At 70.9% G+C, this 16930-nt stretch carries 15 protein-coding genes and 1 tRNA gene; 9 read left to right on the top strand and 7 right to left on the bottom strand.

The features are described from left to right. The coding region (locus CC117_RS33650) for a helix-turn-helix domain-containing protein (RefSeq protein WP_071092441.1) at positions 1 to 781 on the bottom strand (781 nt) is incomplete at its 3' end. Between the two features lie 1668 nt (positions 782 to 2449). On the opposite strand from CC117_RS33650, the gene CC117_RS33645 reads away from it, so the two are divergent. Together CC117_RS33645 and CC117_RS33640 are read left to right on the top strand one after the other, a co-directional pair. Next, on the top strand, positions 2450 to 2686 hold the full coding sequence (locus tag CC117_RS33645; protein ID WP_006545546.1) for a DUF397 domain-containing protein: 237 nt from the start codon (positions 2450 to 2452) through the stop codon (positions 2684 to 2686). A 491-nt stretch (positions 2687 to 3177) separates the two neighbouring features. Next, on the top strand, positions 3178 to 3903 hold the full coding sequence (locus CC117_RS33640; protein WP_071092435.1) for a hypothetical protein: 726 nt from the start codon (positions 3178 to 3180) through the stop codon (positions 3901 to 3903). Between the two features lie 160 nt (positions 3904 to 4063). Here CC117_RS33640 and CC117_RS33635 read toward each other — a convergent pair whose 3' ends face one another. Then, complete coding sequence (locus tag CC117_RS33635) at positions 4064 to 4852, bottom strand: hypothetical protein (protein WP_071092432.1); 789 nt, start codon at positions 4850 to 4852, stop codon at positions 4064 to 4066. A gap of 473 nt (positions 4853 to 5325) precedes the next feature. Between CC117_RS33635 and CC117_RS33630 the strand changes: the two genes are divergently transcribed. After that, a complete protein-coding gene (locus tag CC117_RS33630; protein WP_071092430.1) occupies positions 5326 to 5733 on the top strand; it encodes a PPOX class F420-dependent oxidoreductase in 408 nt (135 codons plus the stop codon). A 6-nt stretch (positions 5734 to 5739) separates the two neighbouring features. On the opposite strand, the gene CC117_RS33625 is transcribed toward CC117_RS33630, so the two are convergent. Beyond that, positions 5740 to 6393 carry a hypothetical protein gene (locus CC117_RS33625; RefSeq protein ID WP_084133177.1) on the bottom strand — a complete coding sequence of 218 codons (654 nt, stop codon included), beginning with the start codon at positions 6391 to 6393 and terminating at the stop codon, positions 5740 to 5742. Further along, positions 6383 to 7324: a ParA family protein gene (locus CC117_RS33620; RefSeq protein ID WP_071092428.1), complete on the bottom strand. Its 942-nt coding sequence runs from the start codon at positions 7322 to 7324 to the stop codon at positions 6383 to 6385. The genes CC117_RS33625 and CC117_RS33620 overlap by 11 nt, the downstream gene beginning before the upstream one ends. Positions 7325 to 7779: 455 nt before the next feature. Between CC117_RS33620 and CC117_RS33615 the strand changes: the two genes are divergently transcribed. The 3 genes from CC117_RS33615 (at position 7780) to CC117_RS33605 (ending at position 11225) form a co-directional block, all read left to right on the top strand. Continuing rightward, positions 7780 to 8259 (top strand): SCP2 sterol-binding domain-containing protein, encoded by a 480-nt coding sequence (locus CC117_RS33615; protein ID WP_071092425.1) that lies wholly within the window; start codon positions 7780 to 7782, stop codon positions 8257 to 8259. Positions 8260 to 8449: 190 nt separating this feature from the next. Further along, complete coding sequence (locus tag CC117_RS33610) at positions 8450 to 8698, top strand: hypothetical protein (protein WP_084133176.1); 249 nt, start codon at positions 8450 to 8452, stop codon at positions 8696 to 8698. A 586-nt stretch (positions 8699 to 9284) separates the two neighbouring features. Continuing rightward, complete coding sequence (locus CC117_RS33605; protein WP_071092419.1) at positions 9285 to 11225, top strand: ABC transporter ATP-binding protein; 1941 nt, start codon at positions 9285 to 9287, stop codon at positions 11223 to 11225. Between the two features lie 82 nt (positions 11226 to 11307). Here the strand turns inward: CC117_RS33605 and CC117_RS33600 are convergent, their stop codons facing one another. Then, entirely contained in the window at positions 11308 to 12957 is a 1650-nt protein-coding gene (locus CC117_RS33600; RefSeq protein ID WP_084133175.1) for an alkaline phosphatase D family protein, read from the bottom strand. Between the two features lie 508 nt (positions 12958 to 13465). Here CC117_RS33600 and CC117_RS33595 point away from each other — a divergent pair. Beyond that, positions 13466 to 15016 carry an LCP family protein gene (locus CC117_RS33595; RefSeq protein WP_071092417.1) on the top strand — a complete coding sequence of 517 codons (1551 nt, stop codon included), beginning with the start codon at positions 13466 to 13468 and terminating at the stop codon, positions 15014 to 15016. Between the two features lie 69 nt (positions 15017 to 15085). Here CC117_RS33595 and CC117_RS33590 read toward each other — a convergent pair whose 3' ends face one another. Continuing rightward, a complete protein-coding gene (locus CC117_RS33590) occupies positions 15086 to 15427 on the bottom strand; it encodes a winged helix-turn-helix transcriptional regulator (RefSeq protein WP_241830654.1) in 342 nt (113 codons plus the stop codon). 210 nt (positions 15428 to 15637) lie between these two features. Then, positions 15638 to 15922 (bottom strand): hypothetical protein, encoded by a 285-nt coding sequence (locus CC117_RS33585; RefSeq protein WP_071092411.1) that lies wholly within the window; start codon positions 15920 to 15922, stop codon positions 15638 to 15640. Positions 15923 to 16150: 228 nt separating this feature from the next. Between CC117_RS33585 and CC117_RS33580 the strand changes: the two genes are divergently transcribed. Together CC117_RS33580 and CC117_RS33575 are read left to right on the top strand one after the other, a co-directional pair. Continuing rightward, a tRNA-Asn gene (locus tag CC117_RS33580) sits at positions 16151 to 16223 on the top strand. Positions 16224 to 16404: 181 nt separating this feature from the next. Continuing rightward, positions 16405 to 16930, top strand: a 526-nt coding sequence (locus CC117_RS33575; protein WP_071092406.1) for an IS6 family transposase, incomplete at its 3' end; no start/stop codon positions are given.

Raw genomic sequence — 16930 nt, 5'->3', positions numbered from 1 at the left:
CGTAAATATCCACGTCTTCCCGCTTGTCCATATAGACCGCGCCGGTGAGCTGCTCCAGATAGACGACGTCCGGCAGATCCTGTTCCGGGAACCGCAGGATGGTGAAGGCGCCGCCCTCGGCGGCGTGCCCGCCGAATGCGAACGGCATGATCTGTAGCGTCAGGTTCGGGAGCGCGCAGAGCGCGATCAGGTGCTCGAGCTGCGCCCGCATTACCTTGGGGCCACCGATGGGCCGGCACAGCGCGGCCTCGTCGATCACCACCCAGAGTCGCAGCGGCGTCTCGCGGTGCAGGACCTTCTGCCGGTTCATCCGGACGTTCACACGCCGCTCGAGGACGTCGGGTGGCGTCCCGCCGCTGTCGAGGTTGATGACCGACCGGGCGTAGTCCTCGGTCTGCAGCAGGCCTGGGATGAACTGGAGCTCATAGGTCCGGATGAGCGCTGCCGCCTCCTCGAGCCCGATGTAGGGCTGGAACCAGTTCGGCAGTACATCCCCGTAGCCGTGCCACCAGCCCGGGCGGTTGGCCTCCCGGACGAGGGAGAGGAGAGGCTCGCGTTCGTCGCTGTCCGTCACACCGTAGAGGGTGAGGAGGTCCTCGACGTCCCGCCCCTTGAAGCTCACCCGGCCGAGCTCCATCCGGCTGATCTTCGATTCGGACGCCCGGATGTGGTAGCCGGCATCTTCGCGGCTTATGCCCTTTTCCTCCCGAAGCCGACGTAGCTGCGAACCGAGCAGGATCCGACGGACTGTCGGACCGCCACCCGGTTGAGTGGTCATCACTGTCGGCCCCCTCGTCATTGGTCTATAGGAGAGTATGTCATTCGATCTTTGGTCCAAGTTCACCCCATGCCTTCCCCGACCCCTTCAGCGGGATCGGCTCCGGCCTGGTGAACCAGATACGTATACACGGTTGACGCAGCGTGTTCGTTGTCGACTCCGATTGGCTGCGATCCGCCTGCGATCAGGCCGCTCGGGATACCGGCCGGCCAATGCGCCCCGTGCACAGTGYTGATTGCGCCTCGCGACGGGCCGGCGACAGGAGAGGGGGCCTCCGCTGCGGGGCCGGTGCCGGGGAGAGCCCACGCGGCGCCTGATTCCCTCCGACCCGGGGGCCGCCCGGCGGACCGTTTCGTCGCCAGCGGCCTGCGCAGCCAGGTGCTTGTCCGCCCGGACCCCCTCGCCCCGATCAGTGTTACCGGGACGTCACTGTGACAGAAGGGACCGTCGTGGTCGAGTGGTTGCCCACCGCCGCAGTGCGGCCCTGGGCCGCGCGTCGGTGATCTCGTCAACGGACCGGAAACATGCCCGGGCCGCCTGCGGCACACCCTCCCTCATCGACGTTCCCTGTTGTTCACCCGGTGTGCTGTTCATTCGCGTCACTGCCATCGTCGAGGTCCTTCGGCGGCGGCACCGCAGGAGCGGCGCCACTGTTTGCCCGGCCCGTCGGCCGCCGCGTGCGCGGGCCGGAATCGGACAGCGTGTCGACCGTACCGCTTCGCCGGGAGCGCGTTGCCGGGTCACGGGACCTTCGTCGCCGCCCGGAAGGCGGGTTCGCGGGCGGGTGCGACCCACCGCCGTACTGCCCCTGAATCCCGTGAGAACGCAGCTCGGAGTGCACGTCGACCGGTTTCCGGCGCCCCCCGCGGACGGCTGCGGCGTGGCGCCGCCGGGGAGCCGTTCGTCCCCGGCACCCGATCCGGCGGACCGGCACGATCAGGTGATCATGGTTGCCGGCCCGCCACGCGGGCTACCCCGAGGCCACGCTTCCGGCTCCGCCTGTGCCTGGGGCGCGCCGTCCAGTCCTGCCATGGCCGGCGCGGAGCCTGCTGTCAGCGTGGAGCTGGCTGGCATGACCTGGCCGGTATGGACCTGGCCGGTATGGACCTGGCCGGTATGGAGCCGGCCGGCCGGGTGCGGCGTCGCACCATCCGGCCCGGGCCTTTGCCGACCGGCGGCCAGGTCACCGCGGACCCAACCAGTGATCTACCGGCCCGGGGGCCTGTTCGCCGGGGGGGCGGGTGCGGTGACGGGACGCGCGTGAAGGCCGGTTGCCGGTGGTGGACGGATGCTGTGCGGACGCATGGTGTGGCGGGCAGGTAGTGGCCATGTTTTTAGTTCGCGTGTGAATAGTGGGTATGTGGAGTTCTTTGGTGGGCTGCATGCGGGCCGGCGGGTGGCGCCCGGGTGGGGCGGTCGAATGTCGTTTGCACATGGCCTCCAGTCGGATRCACGTGCACACGCGCGTGCTGTATCGTGAGCCGAAGTCCGTGCAAGCGCACGAGCCCACCCCTGGGAGGGAGGTAGGACGAGGTCTCTCGTCGGCCGAGCCCCAGTGCGGCGGGTGGTTTCGTAGCTGCGGACGAGCCGTGAGCGGCCAGGGTGGAAGGGGTCCAGCCCGCGGYAGCGAACGCCTGGCTCCGGACGTAAAGAAACTTCAGGAGACCAACCTTGTCCAAGATCTACAGTGGTATGCCGGCCACGGCCCTGCAATGGGTCACGTGGCAGAAGAGCCGGCGGAGCAACTCGCAGGGCAACTGCGTCGAGATGGCGCGACTGCCGGGTGATGCGGTGGCCGTCCGGAACTCCAGGCATCCCGACGGGCCCGCCCTCGTCTACACACGGGCCGAGATTGAGGCGCTGATCCTGGGCGCGAAGGACGGGGATTTCGACAACCTGCTCATCTGACAGGGAACGGTCTGACCGCCCCGCCATCAGATGGCGCGGTCCCCGCGGGGGCCGCGCGCAGTCACAGCCCGGCGCTTTCGCCCGGGTACATCGCACCAACGCCGACGAGCGGGTTACCGGATCGCACCGGGCCAGCCGACTGTTCGGCGCTACGACGAGGTCCCGCTGACGTCCAGCTGGGCTCGATGTAGTCCGACCCGCTTCGGGTCGTGGCCGGACAGCGTCGTCCGGTCCCGGCCTTTGCCTGGGGAGCCCGGCGCAGTGCCAGGCGCCTTGTCCGCCTGTACCCGGCACGGCTTTCCGGAGCCGGTGGGCCCTGTCTGGAGGTTGATGGTGTGAACCGGCACTCCGGCATGCTGGCAGATTCCTGCCAGAGTGCGCCGCCCCGCTCGTGGAAGGTGAGCCCGGCGCCCGCACCGCACCGAACCGACCTCGACCGCCCGGGGCTGACGCGAGCGCTGCCACGCCCTGCACGCGCACCGGAGAGCCGCATGACGACGCCGACCGAGACCCCGGATCGGATCTTCACCTCCGGGGATCTCCCGCTTCTGTCGCTGCCGAGGGCCGACGGGCTGATCATCTGCCGGTGGCTTTCCGATCCCGCGGTGATGGGCGGATGGTCCACCGGCAGCGTTGACACCGTCCTCGAGCGCCACCGGGCGCAGGTGGGCTTCGAGCTGGTGGAGCCGAGCTGGCTGGCCCGTGCCGCCGCGGACCGGGTGCGCGGCCCCGGCGTGGACGCCGTCGTCATGCACGCGCAGAACGGCCTGCCCGGACGCAGCGCCCTGGCGCTCGCGTTCGCGTCCCATCTCCGCACGGTCCTGCTGCGGGCCGGGCAGCCCGGCCATGTCATCACCGCCGGGGCCCGCCCCGACCTGACCGGCCTGCCCGGGCTCGTGCGCGTCCCGCATCTGGTCACGGTCACCGACGCCACCGGCGCGATCGCGGACACGGTCGTCTGGGAGGTCATGACCGAGGCGCGGTTCGACGCCTGGCTGGACGGTGCGCCCCGGCCGGATCAGCATGCGATCGAAGCCCACCTGCCGGGCCTGCTGCGCCTGCGCGGCCTGCACCGGGCCGGCCGCCTCGACCCGCGGTACGCCGCAGCGCTGCTGGACGTGATCGGCGGGATCGCTGAGGGAACGGTCTCCACCAGCCTCATCCATCGCTTTCCGGGGGTGGCCCTGCCGCTGGCCGCGGCTACCGCGGCTGCGTGAGCTCTTCCGGGCCCGCCCGGTTCCGGTAGCCGGTCCGGACCATGTGTGACGATCCCGCGGGCGCATCCCATTGCGTCCGGCGGTTCAAGGGTGCAAACATGTACCAGCTGCCCGGGGATCCCCCCGTACCCCGGGCGGCCTTTTCATGTCGGCCTCGTGTTCACGCCGGTGTCAGACCGGCCTGCCTCCGCCTGCTCTCCTGCCCGGCCGGGCAGGCCAGAGCTGGCAGGCCGGGGACAAGGCGGTCGGGGATGTGGAGGAACGCCGGGGTGCCCGGCTCCGCCCCGGCCGCCCGGATCTGCCCGACGGCCCGCGCCAGCGCCTCCTCGACGAGGTCCGCCAGCCCGTCACTCATCCCCGGAACGGCGTAGATCGCCCGCGGGAACCGCCGCAGCAGGTCGGCGGCCGCAGTGGTCATCGACGCGGTCCCCTGGTAGACCCGTTCGACCCGCACGGCGGCGCATGAGCCGTCCGCCAGCTGCGCGACGCCATCCGGGACGCACGCACCGGCGCTGACCGCGGCCCGGTTCTCCGCGCGCCACCGGTGGGCGCTGGTCCAGCCGACCACCGGTGAACCCGCGGCCTGCGGCTGGTGTTCCAGCAGCAGGCGGGTGCGGGCCGTCTCAGCCGAGTGCACCGCGGCGGTCACCGGGGCCACGGCGGTGCTGTCGACCTCGCCGACCAGGCGCGCGCCGTCCTCGGTGAGCCGTACGATGCGGCCCCGGTTGGCGAACAGGCCGTCCGCCTGGACGAGATCGGCCTGCCGCCAGCGCCGCACGACGGCCCGAGTCGCGTCACGGGATGTCCGCATGGCCGGGTCGAGCACGACAGTCAGGTCGTCCTCGTAGGCGGAGCCCATCTCCAGCAGCCAGCTCAGACACCGGAAATCCCGTGCGTTGATCCGGATGCACCCTTTGTCTGATCGTTCCTTCCGGCTCTGCTGTCCCATCGGTGTGCCTTCCCTCGGCGCCGTGCCGGCGCCGCCGCGATGTCGTTGTCCGAAGCGCCGGCGAACACGCCCGATGCAGCGGACATTGTGCGGCCGCTCAGGGCTCGCTGAACGCCCCGGTGACCGCAATCGGGACCGGCCGGACAATGCGGGGGTCCTTCCGCAGGCCGAGAGCCGGGATATTTACACGATATCGATGATTTTCGGGGCGTAACCCGGTCGCCGCCGGGCATCATGCGGACCGGGCGCGGGACCCCGGCCACACCGTGGGGGTGCGCGACACCTCGACCGAACTCCCACAAATCCGGTTCCGGTAGGCGCGGTGCGGATGAGCTCAGCGCGGAGATGTTCTCGAGGTGCCCGATTGTGCCAAAGGAACGATCGCTGTCAAGTGGCCGAAGCGGCGCGGGACCTTCCGGGCGTRCCGGTCAGTGGCCGGGACGCGGAGGCCGGCCACCACTACGGTTCCGACCATGCCGTCAGTCGTGACACTGCCCACGTGGACCGAAACGTCGAAATACCTCTCCCTGACCACCTTCAGCAAGGACGGACGCCCCGTCTCGACGCCGGTGTGGTTCGTGGTGAACGAAGCGGAACTTCTGGTACTTACTGACGAGAGGAGCGGGAAGGTTCGCCGGCTGCGGAACTCGCCGCGCGCGACAGTCGCCCCCTGCGACGCCAGGGGACGGTCGTCGGAAAGCCCCGTCGAGGTGATGGCGGAGGTGCTCCCGGAACGCGCCGGTGCCGCCCGGGCCATGGTGAACCGCCGGTACCGGGTCGCCGCGCCGCTGGTCGCCGCCGCGTCCCGGGTGATGCGTGCGGTGCGCCGGCGACCGGAGGAGAGCCGGACCGCGATCAGGATCACGATGCCCGGCTGGTAGCCGCGGTCAGAATCCTCCGCCGAAGATCGCCTCTGTCCGCAGCCGCTGGCCGACCGTCCCGTCCACGATCTTGCGACGGACGGCGGGCCTGGGGTCGCGGCTTCCGACGCCGGTGACGCCCAGCCCGGCTGCCAGCTCACGCAGGGCCACCACGGTGAACGGGCCCAGGTCGTCGAGGATCTGCTCGGCGGCCCCGCGGCTCGGCGCCGCGCGCAGCGAACGGCGCAGTTCCTCCAGCGCGGGCCCGGACGGCAGTTCGGGTCGGCTCCGGCCTGGGTCCGGCTCCGCCGCACGTGAGCGGCGGCGCGCCCTGGTGGCGCGCCCGCCGGCGGAGGCCGCCGGCGGCTGGGCTCGGGCTGTGTCGGTGGGAGGAGCCGGCACTGGGCGGACCGGGTCCGCCGGCGCCGGAGCATGCTCCGGTCGGACGGGTGCTGCTGGTTCGACGGGCGTCACGGGCACCACCGCGAGGCGGGCCCGGCCTTTCAGGAGGTCGGAGACCTGCTGGGTGTCGAGACCGGTGAGCAGCTCGGCGAGGGCACCCAGAAGCAGGGACGCGACGGCCGCCGGGCTGGCCGCGCCCTCGGTCGGGGTCTGGGCCGGCCGCGTGTCGCCCGGCTCCCCGGTGGCGTGGACGGCGCGCACGGAGGCGTCAGTACCCACGGTTCGCCGCCCCGATCCGGCGGAGGAACTCGTCCACGAGCGCGCGCAGCTCCAGCGCGAGGGATCGCGGAATGCGCTCGGAAAGGGCCACCGGAAGGCGGGTGCCGGCCGCGCCGGCGAAGTAGGTGTTGCTCTCCCGGACCATTGCCTCGAAAACCGGTACGTCGAGGTTGCGGACCAGGTCGATGTGTGGCTGCATGGCCGCGATCGGCCGGCCACCGTAGTACTGGACCATGGTGAACACGATGCCCAGGATCCGTGGGTCGAGTCGTTTGATCTCGGGGTGCCGGTCCGACTGCAGCCCGGCGATCCGGTTGTACTCCCAGGTGAAGCGGTGCAGGCGGCTGAGTAGATGCTCGATGCCCAGCGTCGACAGCTCGTCCGGCCGAGCCGGGATCAGCAGGTGGTCGCAGGCCGCGATCGCGGTGCGGGTGATGACGCCGAAATTGGGCGGGCAGTCGATGAGAACCAGGTCGTAGTCCTGCGGGTGCAGCGTCGCGAGGCCGGCGGCGATCCGCTGGTAGACGTCGAAGTAGTACCGGGTCGACCGCTGGACCTGGGCTCCGCCCAGGCGCGCCGCCAGGTTCATCTCGACGTCCCCGAGCGAGAGGTGCGACGCGACCAGCCCGAGCGCGCCGCCGTTGTACGAAATGGAGGAGTTGACGACCGGGGGAGAGGTGATGAACGGCGACAGGTGCGGCACGTAGGACTCTCCGCGCCAGGCCTCGAACCACTCCTTGACGGTCCGGTCGTCGGCGAGATTCGCCCGCCACTCGTCAGGCCGGTAGAACGAGAAGGTCAGGCTCGCCTGCGGATCCAGATCGATCATCAGGACGCGCTTTCCCAGGCGGGCGATGTCCGCGCCGATGTTCGCGGTGAGTGTCGTCTTTCCTACCCCACCCTTGTAATTGACGACTGCCACCACTTTCACGGCACCCTCGCTCCTGTACCCCGGCCGGCGCTGGTAAGAGGTAACCACATGCCGGTTCGTGGGGATTCGCTCGGCATGCTGCGAGGGCGCGTCGTGGGGCCGGCCAGGTGGGCCGGGTGGGGCCGACCGCGGGTACGAGACGGGTGGACGAGATCCGGCTCCGGCATCCCGCTCCCTTCCGCTCCGTGACGACGTCCGAGGATCCGGTCATATCGTGCATATCGGTCTGAACAGGAGAATTATGGCGCAGCCTGCGGGTCTGCGTACCGGTAGCCCGACCGGGCGGCGGGCTCCGGGAGGGCTCCGTCACGGAGCGCAGCGATGATCCGGTCGGTGTGATCCGAGGTTGCCCGAGGTTGCCCGGGGTCTCGGGTGGGTGGTCCGAGGGGCGCGACATTATGGGACGTACCGGCATCCGCCGGCGACCCGCATCGGCGCGGCACCAGGGAGCACCCATGTCCGACCTGTCCGTTGATCTGAACGCAGACCCGGCCACGCTGGTCGACCAGCTGGGCTCGCTGTCGGAGCCCCAGACAGAGGAGTTGCTGCGCGGCCCCAACGGGGACGCCGTCCTCGACGCGCTGTTCGCCCGGATGCGGGACAGTTACGAGCCCGCGAAGGTCAAAGGCGTCGACGGCGAGGCGCAGGCTCTGGTCCAGTTCGTCCTCGGCGGCGGTCCGGGCGGGTCGACCCGCACGTATGTGCTCACCGTGCGGGGTGCGGAGTGCGGCCTGGGTATCGATCCGCCTGGTGAGCTCGCCCCGGCCGGCGGGCACACCGTCACCATCCGAACGGACCGCGTCCGCCTGGTCCGGATCGTCACCGGGCAGGCCAACCCCGCCAAGGCCTACCTCACCCGCAAGATCAAAATCGACGGCGACCTGAAGTTCGGCGGGCAGGTCGTGTCGTGGTTCGGGGTCTCCACCGACAACTGAGCGGTATCCGGGTGCACACCGGGGTCGAAAACCCGCGCACCCTGGGTTGCATTTGTGTACTGACTGTAGATGAAGCGAACGTGCTTCGTCGCGCGCGCTGTTGCGTGGGAATCACTGTTGCCCGAGGTGTTRCCAAGACTTCCCGCGCGCGCAACCATCTATCACCGTGACCTGTGACGATGTATTGCAAGTGGCCGACCCGGTCGAACGGGCGGCACTCGCCGACGACCTGATGTGGACGGCGAGCCGGCAGCGTTCCGCGTTTCGCGGTATCAGGGCGGCCGCGATCAGACAGGCGCTCGACGGCGGTTCCACCGCCGGCGAGCTGGCCCGCCGGATGCGGGTCACCGAGGCGGATGTGGCCTGGATGGCGGATCATCCGGTAGCGACCCTGCGGGCCGCGTCGATGCCGTCCCGGCGGGCAGTGCGCATCGCCTGAGCGGGGCAGATTCTTCGGCGTGAGGGAAGCTCGTCCGGTCAACGGCGACCGGGCACACCTCCGCCGGCGGACCGCGCTCCGGCGCATGGATCCGCTGCCGGGCTCCCGTTCCCCCGTTCCCCCACCTGCATCCGGGCCTGTGTCCGCTGTTGGATCTCCGGTCGTCGTGGTGTCGTTTCCCCCGCCGGTGTCCAGCCCCCGTGCAATCTCGCCGCATTTGGTTGCTCCGGCCTCCGCGGGCCTTCGCTTCCGTGCCCGCGAGCTGTGATCCACGGCCGTTTCCGGCGAGTATGGAAGGTCGCATTACATCCGCATTACGTCCGTTTTGTGCGATCGGACGCTGGTGCTCGCGCGTGTCCGCTCGCGCCGGCGCGGACCCGATGTTTGACCTCGAGTGAGGTTCAGGTCCTACGGTCGGTGCCCGTGCCCGGTCACGCAGACCGGACGGCACGGCCACCGCGGCGCCGCGGTGGCCGGCGACCACGCGGGCGCCCCGGAACTGTCGCAGGGGCGTGCTTCCATGCGTGCGACGGCGCGGACCTCAGCCCGGACAAGGTGGTGGAGCGATGAGCACGGTGGTGGCGTCATGAGCATGGAGTTCGCGGCCTGGAACTCGTTGTACTCGGTGATGCACTCCAGGCAGGAACGGCGCCCTTTCTCGCGCGCCACCGTCCGCCGGATAGCCGGGTTCGCCCGGCCGCACCGCCGCTGGCTGTTCCTGTTCCTCGGTACCAGCGTCGCGGGCGCCGTCCTGGCGGTCGCCACCCCGGTTCTCGCCGGCCGGGTAGTGACGGCGATCGTCGACGGAGACCGGCCGCGCACCGTCGTGGTCCTCGCCGTCCTCATCGCCGCGATCGCGGTGGTCGAGGGCGCGCTGGGCATCCTGAACCGGTGGCTGTCCGCCTCCATCGGCGAGGGCCTCATCCTCGATCTGCGCCGCTCGGTCTTCGACCACGTCCAGCGCATGCCGGTCGCCTTCTTCACCCGCACGCGCACCGGGGCGCTGGTGAGCCGGTTGAACAACGACGTCATCGGGGCGCAGCGGGCCTTCAGCGACACCCTGTCCGGGGTCGTCGGCAATCTGGTGTCGCTCCTGCTCACCGTCGTGGTGATGGTCAGTCTGTCGTGGCAGATCACGCTGCTCGCGCTGCTCCTGCTGCCGGTCTTCGTCCTGCCCGCGCGGCGGATGGGCTCCCGGCTCGCGCAGCTCGAGCTGGAGGCCGCCAACCACAACGCGGCGATGGGCTCGCGGATGACGGAGCGCTTCTCCGCCCCGGGGGCCACGCTGGTCAAGCTGTTCGGCCGACCGGCGGAGGAGTCCGCCCAGTTCGCCCGCCGCGCCCGCCGGGTGCGCGACATCGGGGTGCGCACCGCCATGCTTCAGTGGATCTTCGTGACGGCGCTGACGCTCGTCTCGTCCCTGGCGCTGGCGCTCGTCTACGGGCTCGGCGGCTACCGTGCGCTGCACGGCGACCTGGAGCCGGGCGCGGTCGTCGCCCTCGCCCTGCTGCTCACCCGGCTCTACGCACCGCTCACCGCGCTCGCCAACGCCCGGGTCGAGGTCATGAGCGCCCTCGTCAGCTTCGAGCGGGTCTTCGAGATCCTCGACCTGAAACCACTCATCGTCGAGCGGCCGGGCGCCCGGCCGGTGCCCGACGGCCCCGTCTCGCTGGAGTTCGACCAGGTCACCTTCGCCTACCCGGCGGCTGATGCCGTCTCCCTGGCCTCGCTGGAGGAGGTCGCGGTCCTCGACGAGCGCGGCGGTGACGAGGTTCTCCACGAGGTGTCGCTGCGCGCCGAGCCCGGCCAGATGGTCGCGCTCGTCGGTTCGTCCGGCGCCGGGAAGTCGACGATCGCGCAGCTCATCCCACGGCTGTACGACGTCGGAGCGGGCGCGGTGCGGCTGTCCGGAGTCGACGTGCGCGACCTCACCGCCGACTCGCTGCGCGGCACCGTCGGCATGGTCACCCAGGACGACCATCTCTTCCACGACACCGTGCGGGCGAACCTCGCGCTCGCCCGGCCCGACGCCACCGACGACGAGCTGTGGGAGGCCCTGCGCGGCGCGCGGCTGGCAGACCTGGTCGAGCAGCTCCCGGACGGTCTGGACACGGTGGTCGGGGAGCGCGGCTACCGCCTCTCCGGCGGGGAGCGCCAGCGTCTGACGATCGCCCGCCTGCTGCTCGCCCGACCGCGGGTGGTGATCCTCGACGAGGCCACCGCCCATCTGGACTCGACGTCCGAGGCCCTGGTGCAGGAGGCGCTCGGCGCGGCGCTGGCCGGCCGCACCTCGGTGGTGATCGCGCACCGGCTCTCCACCGTGCGGTCCGCCGACGTGATTCTCGTGATCGAGGGCGGCCGGATCGTCGAGCGCGGCAGCCACACCGACCTGCTGGCCGCTGGCGGGCGGTACGCCGAGCTCTACCGCACCCAGTTCGAGCAGCGGGACCCGGCAGCCCACCGGCTGCCCGAACAGCCGGGGAACGGCCAGCCCGGCCCGGACGCCACCCTGGTCGGTGCTGGCTGACCTGCGGCCGCCGGTCAGCCAGCACCCGTGAACCAGGGGCTGACCGGCGGTTGAGTGCCGGTCAGCACCCGGAGCGGGGTGGTCAGCGGGCGGGCAGTGCCTTCGACCAGAGGATCCCGCCGGTCGCGTCACGCAGCTCGACCGTGAGCGCCCGCGACCCGCCGTCGATCGCCAGCCGGCCGAAGAACTGCAGCCCGGCTGACGGCGGCAGGTTCGACTGGCCGGCCGGAGGCGTCCGGGCGTAGACCTGCTCAGGCCCGAAGGTCGGGTCGAGCGCGTTCGGGCCGAAGGTGCCGGCGTTCAGCGGCCCGGCGACGAACTCCCAGAACGGGTCGAAGTCGCGGATCGCGGCCCGGTCCGGGTGGTAGCTCAGCGCCGCCGTGTAGTGGACGTCCGCCGTCACCCAGACGGTGTTGCGGACCTGGTGCCGGCGGATCGCCGACAGCACCTGCGCGATCTCCACCTCACGGCCCAGCGGCGCACCCGGCGCGCCCTGCGCGACACCCTCGATCGCGGTCCCGTCCGGGACGACGATGCCGATCGGCAGGTCGTTCGCGATCACCTTCCAGGTGGCCCGGCTGTTGCGCAGCCCGTCGATCAGCCAGTCCCRCTGGCGGGTGCCGAGGATCGCGGCGCCGGCCGGGTCGTTCTGCCCCACCGTGTTGTCGTTCTTGTAGGAGCGCATGTCCAGGACGAAGACGTCCAACAGCGGGCCGTAGGAGATCTTCCGGTAGAGCCGGCCGGCCGGGTCGGGTCGGCCCGGCAGCGTCGGGGTGTACTCGAACAGCGCCTGCCGGGCGCGCGCGGAGAGCACGTCGACACGCTTCTCGGTGTAGCGGGTGTCGGAGGTGAGGACCTCGCCCGGGTACCAGTTGTTCGTGGTCTCGTGGTCGTCCCACTGGAAGACCCAGGGCACCTCGCGGTTGAACGCGCGCAGGTTCGTGTCCATCAGGTTGTAGCGGAAGTTCCCGCGGAACTCGGCGAGCGTCTCAGCGACCTTGCGCTTCTCGTCGATCACGAGGTTGCGCCACACCGTGCCGTCCGGCAGGGTGACCGTCTCGGTCAGCGGGCCGTCGGAGTACACGAAGTCACCCGAGCAGATCGCGAAGTCCGGCGACAGGCGGCGCATCGTCTCGAAGATCTTCATGCCGCCGATGTCCGGGTTGATGCCCCAACCCTGGCCGCAGACGTCACCGGACCACACCAGAGACACGTCGCGGGCCCGCGACGGGGCCGTCCGGAACCGGCCGACCAACGTCTCGCCACCGCGGCGCGGGTCGTCCGCCGCGCTCAGCCGCACCCGGTAGAAGACCTCACTCCCCGCCGGCAGCCCGTTCACGGCGACGACACCCGTGCGGTCGGACGCGTCGGTGAGCCGCGCGACGCCGACCGTCCGCGCCGAGCGGAACGACTCGGTGCCCGACACCTCGACGGTCATCAGCGCCGGCCGGTCCGAGCGGGCCCAGATCACGCCACCGCGAGTGGTGACGTCACCGGCCTGCACCCCCGAGGTGAACGTCGGCCGTCCACCCAGCACCTGCCCGGGCCGGGCCGCCGAGGCGGTCCCACCCCCGGCGGCGGCCGCCACGCCGATTCCGCTGCCCAGGCCGACCGTCCCCGCGGCCGCGAGAACGGCACCGCCACGAAGCAGCGTGCGTCGCCCGACCGAGGCGGCACCGCCAGCTGCTCCCGGGTCGGTGCCCGCGTCGGTCTGGTGATCAGGTGCGGTCATGGAGAGTCCCCTTCTCGGAGCCGCACCGGCACCGCGGACCGGCGCCCCGCCCGCCCCCACCGGCGCCACCGCACCCGCGCGCCTGCGACCCGCCCCGGCACGCGTCCGCGTCTGGAGGGACTCCGATGGCGATCGCGGTAGCGGCGGTGCGCTGGCAGTGACGGATGGATGGTCACAGTGATGCGCGGTCGCGATGACGCGCGGTCGCGGTGGCCCCGGCACGGCGTCAGCGTCGTTGCCCCCAGCGGGAGAAAGCCTGACCACCGGGGCGAGCCGCCCGTCGACACCTGGCCGACGCCACGGTGAACGTTCCGGGTCGGTCCGGTCCGGACCCCAGGTCAGCGGGCCCGCCGGGGTTGACTCCCGGCAACCGGCGAAGGGGAACACCCGGGGAGACCAATGGCCAGGGCCACGCGGACCACCGGGTGGTCTCGTTCGGACACCCATAGCCTATGCTTTCCGCCCCAAGCGCATTTTTCGGTGCGATGCGCCGGGAGGAGGCTCGGGATTGAGCGGGCGACCGGGGGGGCCACGAGATCCGGAGCGGCGTTCCAGAACGCTCCCGTTCGATCTCCGCACCGGAGGCCGGCCGCAACGCAGCGCGTCATCCCAGCTCTCCAGAGTCGTTCTGGCATTTCTGTCGGTTCTGGTCTTCGTCGTCACCGCGGGCGGCTGGGCGGTCTACACCTACGCCAACGGACGGATCGGTCAGGTCACCCTCGACCTCGGTGACGACCGCCCTGAGGAGACCGAAGGCGCCACGAACTTCCTGCTCGTCGGCACCGACAGCCGCGCGGGCCTCGAAGGGCAACGCTCGGACACCACGATCCTCGCCCACTTCAGCGAGGACGAGACGGTGACCATGGTGTCCATCCCGCGGGACACCTACGTCACGATCCCGTCCTACACCGACTCCGACGGCCGCGAACACAAGGCGCACAAGGCCAAGTTCAACTCCGCGATCTCTGATGGTGGCCCGTCCCTGCTGGTTCGGACCATCGAGTCGCTCACCAACATGCGTATTGATCATTACGTGTCGATGGACCTCGCGGGTTTCAAAGCGATCACCGACGCCATCGGCGGCGTGGACGTCTGTGTCCTCCCGTCCGACTTCAAGGAGTACGTCTCCGAGAACGGCCGCAACTCCCGCAACACCAACGACCCGATGAGCGGATTCGTCGGCGGCCCCGGGCAGGTGCACGTCAACGGCGAACAGGCCCTGGCCTTCGTCCGGCAGCGCCACGGCCTGCCCGGCGGCGACATCGACCGCATCCACCGCCAGCAGCAGTTCATGGGCGCGGTCTTCCACAAGGTCGTCGGCGGCGGCGTGCTGACCAACCCGGCGAAACTCGAAGGCCTGCTGAGCACGGCGACGTCCGCGCTCACCCTCGACGACAACACCGACATCCTCGACCTGCGCAAGCTCGCGACCCGGCTGCAGGGCATCGCCTCCGGTGGCGTCAGCATGCAGGCCCTGCCGACCCACTCACCGGACCGCTCCGAAGGCGGCAACAACCGCGGCGAGATCCTGATCGGCGGCCAGCGGGTGTCCGTGCAGCTCTACAAGCCCGCCGACCTGGAACGCATCATCGCCCCGCTCGGCGGCTCCACCGGGGAGCCCGCCCGGGCCGGCGGAGGCGCGGACGCCACCGAGGTCGCGGTGCAGGTCTTCAACGGCAGCGGCATCTCCGGGCTGGCCGCCGACGCGGTCGGCGAGCTCACCGCCAAGGGCTTCCGCGCCACCAACGCGGGGAATGCCTCCACCAGCAACTACGTGACATCCCGGGTCCGCTACGGCACCGGCCTGGAGGCCGCCGCCACCAGCCTGCAGGCCCTTGTGCCCGGCGCCCGGCTCGAAAGCGACCCCGGCATCGACGGGCTCCAGCTCATTCTCGGGACATCCTTCGACGGCCTCGCCGACGTCGCCGTCAGCGCCCCGACCGAGGCGGCCCCCGCCGCAACCGGCGACGACCCCGCCGCCGGCGGACCACCCGCTGCGACCGGACCAGGCTCCGCCCCTCCCACAGCACCGCCCGCCGTCCCGAACTGCACGTACTGACCCCGACGCACGGCGGGCACTCCGTTGTGCTCCTGAGTGGGCGGGCGGCTCAGCCCCGGGCTCGTCCGCTCAGCCCCCGAGCTCGTCCGCGGCCTGGCGGGCCGAGCCGCGCGGCACGCGCTGGCGAGGGCTCAGCGCGGCCCAGCCCTCGGCCCAGCCCGCCAGCGGCTCCACGACGCCCAGGAGCCGCCGGCCATGGTTGGTGAGCCGGTACTCGCCGACCTCGTCAACCTCGACCAGACCAGCTTCGCGAAGCTCGCGGACCCGCTGCGTCAACTGGGACTCCGGGGCGCCGACCCGCGCCGCCAGGGCCCGGAAGGACGACGACCCGCCGCGCAGACACCAGAAGACCTCCAGCGTGTACCGCCGACCGAGCAGGTCGACGATCGCGAGGAGATGCTCCGGCGCCACGCTCGGACCTGCCGTGCCCGAGCCCTGGCCATACTGGGCACCCGCTGCGCCGCCCGACCGGGCGGACGCGTGCGCACCGCCCGACCGGCTGCCCGCGGAGCCACGGCGCCCCCGGTCAGCGTTCGCCGACATGGCCCGACCGGGGCAGGGGAGAGAGGGCAGAGGGGAAACCGCCCGATCTCCCGCCCTCATGGGTGGCGGCTTCCGTGGTCAGTACGCCCGCACCCCCACCCCGTTGGACGAGTGCGCACCGTGCGGGGACGAGATCGACACGCCCTCGCCGTCGGTGTCGGACGCACCTCCCAGCATCGTGCGCGCACGCTGGACCAACGCACCGGCCTGCGCCGACACCACGCCGGCGACCGTCTGGACCTCGGGGCGCTCGCGTATGTCCCGCGCCTGACGCATGATCGCGTCATAGTGCTCGCGGCCCGCGCGGGCGCCGAGGACGTATCCGATGCCAAGGGCAATGGCCACACTGGGCCTGATGCGCATGGTTCCTCCCGGGGGCAGGACCGGGCGGGCGCGGCCTCCACCGCTGGCGCTCCGGCGTCTCACTGGTTTGTTTACTACCCCACCGGCAACCTCCGCTGAACCTCAGGTAGGCTGACGACGTCAGACCGATCCGGGCTGCCGGCCACTGAGGCCTGGGCAGACCTCTGGGTTCTGCGCAGCGCCTGAGCGCTGGGTGGGGCCGGATCCGGGCCTGACGGCACAGAACGGTCCCGCGTAGCTCAATTGGCAGAGCAGCCGGCTGTTAACCGGCAGGTTAGAGGTTCGAGTCCTCTCGCGGGAGCACGTTTGCCCAGGTCAAGGGCTGTCTAATCAAGATCCTAAGGATCTTGAAGTGAAGATCACCCCAACTTTACCCTCATGATTCTTTTGGCACTGTTGCATCGGCGAAGTCGGCCATCGCGGGGCGTCCGATCGGTCATGATCGGTTGATGCGTCGACGCCGTGTCCGTCGACTGGCTCCGGTGTCGGAGTTCGCCGGGTTCCGGTTCCCACCCGAGGTGATCGTCCTTGCGGTGCGGTGGTACCTGCGGTACGCGCTGTCCTACCGGGACGTCGAAGGGCTCCTCGCTGAACGCGGCCTCGAGGTCGACCACGTCACGATCTACCGGTGGGTGCAACGCTTCACACCCCTACTCGCCGACGCGGCCCGGCCCTGTCGGCACCGTCCCGGCGACAGCTGGTTTGTTGATGAAACGTATGTGAAGGTCGCGGGCCGCTGGACCTACCTGTACCGGGCCGTTGACCAGCGCGGACAGGTCATCGACGTCCTCGCCAGCACCCGCCGCGACCAGGCCGCCGCCCGAAGGTTCTTCACCCAGGCGCTGTCCCACGGCCGCCGGCCGGTGGAAGTCACCACCGACAAGGCACCCGTCTACCCGCGGGTCCTCGACGAGCTCCTCCCCGAGGCCTGCCACGTCGACGCCGCCAAGGAGAACAACCGGATCGAGACCGATCACGGCCGGTTGAAGGCACGGCTCCGGCCGATGC

Source organism: Parafrankia colletiae, assembly GCF_001854655.1.
In the GTDB taxonomy this organism is placed as follows: Bacteria; Actinomycetota; Actinomycetes; order Frankiales; family Frankiaceae; genus Parafrankia; species Parafrankia colletiae.
The sequence above is the reverse complement of the archived record's forward strand: the minus strand, read 5'-3'. Positions and strand labels throughout refer to the sequence as shown.

What these genes read in the sequence shown, in the direction of transcription:
- CC117_RS33585 (WP_071092411.1), bottom strand. Translation starts at nt 15,922, where the DNA reads ATGCGCATCAGGCCCAGTGTGGCCATTGCCCTTGGCATCGGATACGTC.
- CC117_RS33615 (WP_071092425.1), top strand. Translation starts at nt 7,780, where the DNA reads ATGTCCGACCTGTCCGTTGATCTGAACGCAGACCCGGCCACGCTGGTC.
- CC117_RS33605 (WP_071092419.1), top strand. Translation starts at nt 9,285, where the DNA reads ATGAGCATGGAGTTCGCGGCCTGGAACTCGTTGTACTCGGTGATGCAC.
- CC117_RS33635 (WP_071092432.1), bottom strand. Translation starts at nt 4,852, where the DNA reads ATGGGACAGCAGAGCCGGAAGGAACGATCAGACAAAGGGTGCATCCGG.
- CC117_RS33630 (WP_071092430.1), top strand. Translation starts at nt 5,326, where the DNA reads ATGCCGTCAGTCGTGACACTGCCCACGTGGACCGAAACGTCGAAATAC.
- CC117_RS33640 (WP_071092435.1), top strand. Translation starts at nt 3,178, where the DNA reads ATGACGACGCCGACCGAGACCCCGGATCGGATCTTCACCTCCGGGGAT.